The sequence below is a fragment of the Vibrio sp. YT-18 genome (genome assembly GCF_033337345.1).
Lineage (GTDB): Bacteria > Pseudomonadota > Gammaproteobacteria > Enterobacterales > Vibrionaceae > Vibrio > Vibrio alginolyticus.
Genome location: NZ_JAWOQO010000279.1, coordinates 1 through 1,042, shown reverse-complemented (window position 1 = coordinate 1,042; position 1,042 = coordinate 1). Strand labels below are relative to the sequence as shown.

1 protein-coding gene and 1 pseudogene are annotated in these 1,042 nt (G+C 46.0%); one reads left to right on the top strand and one right to left on the bottom strand.

Features of this window, described 5'->3' with window-relative positions; genetic code table 11:
- Positions 1-61 precede the first annotated feature (61 nt).
- Positions 62-394 carry a hypothetical protein gene (locus R7M72_RS25980; RefSeq protein WP_005460263.1) on the top strand — a complete coding sequence of 111 codons (333 nt, stop codon included), beginning with the start codon at positions 62-64 and terminating at the stop codon, positions 392-394.
- 79 nt (positions 395-473) lie between these two features.
- Here the strand turns inward: R7M72_RS25980 and R7M72_RS25975 are convergent.
- Positions 474-1,042, bottom strand: a pseudogene (locus tag R7M72_RS25975) (N-acetylmuramic acid 6-phosphate etherase); the annotation flags it as partial.

Below are 1,042 nucleotides of genomic sequence, written 5' to 3'. Positions count from 1 at the left end.
TCTATCGGATCGCTTTGGTCTACTTGGCTCATTGAGATTGAGTAATAAGTGATATTGAAATATGAAAAAGTACTTTTTAGTTGCGTTAGTATTACTGCCGCTAACCGCAAGTGCCGGCAATGTGCTGAAAGACACGATCAAAGCGAAACGCAAATACGACCATAACAAGCATCAGATTACGAATACGCTCAATAATACCAAGCGGGATATTGAAGATCTCACCAACGGGACTTACGTGCAAAACAAAATGAAACGGGAAGTAAACGAGGCGACAAGCCAGTACACGAATAAAGTGGAACGCGTTAAAAATGCCACTGATCCAGACCAGCTCAAGCGTAAGGTGAATAACGAGTTAAATCGCGAATTTGATGAGTGGTTGTATGACGAGGATTGATGCTTGATGTGTCAGCACCGGCGAAAAGAGAAGGTGGCCCATGAGCCACCTTTTTACTGTCCAACCGTCTTACGTTCGGTCAGTTTGATTTATGGCTTTCTACCGCTTTACGCAAGAAGCCGTCTTGATGATGAAGGTGCTGACGTGCGGACTCGATATCAAGATCGGTCAAGATCATTAAGATCGCCAATTTCACCTCATAATTGGTCTGCTTAAGTACCTCGGTTGCCTCTTCTTTAGTGCACTCCGTCGCCTGCATAACAATGCGAGCAGCACGCGCGACCAATTTGTTGTTGGTCGCTTTCACGTCCACCATCAAGTTTTGGTAGCTCTTACCTAAACGGATCATACTTGCTGTAGTGAGCATGTTGAGCACCAACTTTTGCGCGGTGCCTGATTTTAAGCGAGTGGACCCCGTCAAGGCTTCTGGGCCAACAACGGGACTTATTGCGATATCAGCAATATCTGCGATAGGAGAATCCGGATGGCACTACAACGCAACGGTAGTTGCACCAATCGTATTCGCGTATTCCAAACCGCCAATCACATAAGGTGTACGGCCACTGGCTGCTATTCCTACCAGTACATCATTGCTGCTGAAGTCGATATCCTTTAAATCTTGCTCACCAAGTTGAGGTGAATCCTCTG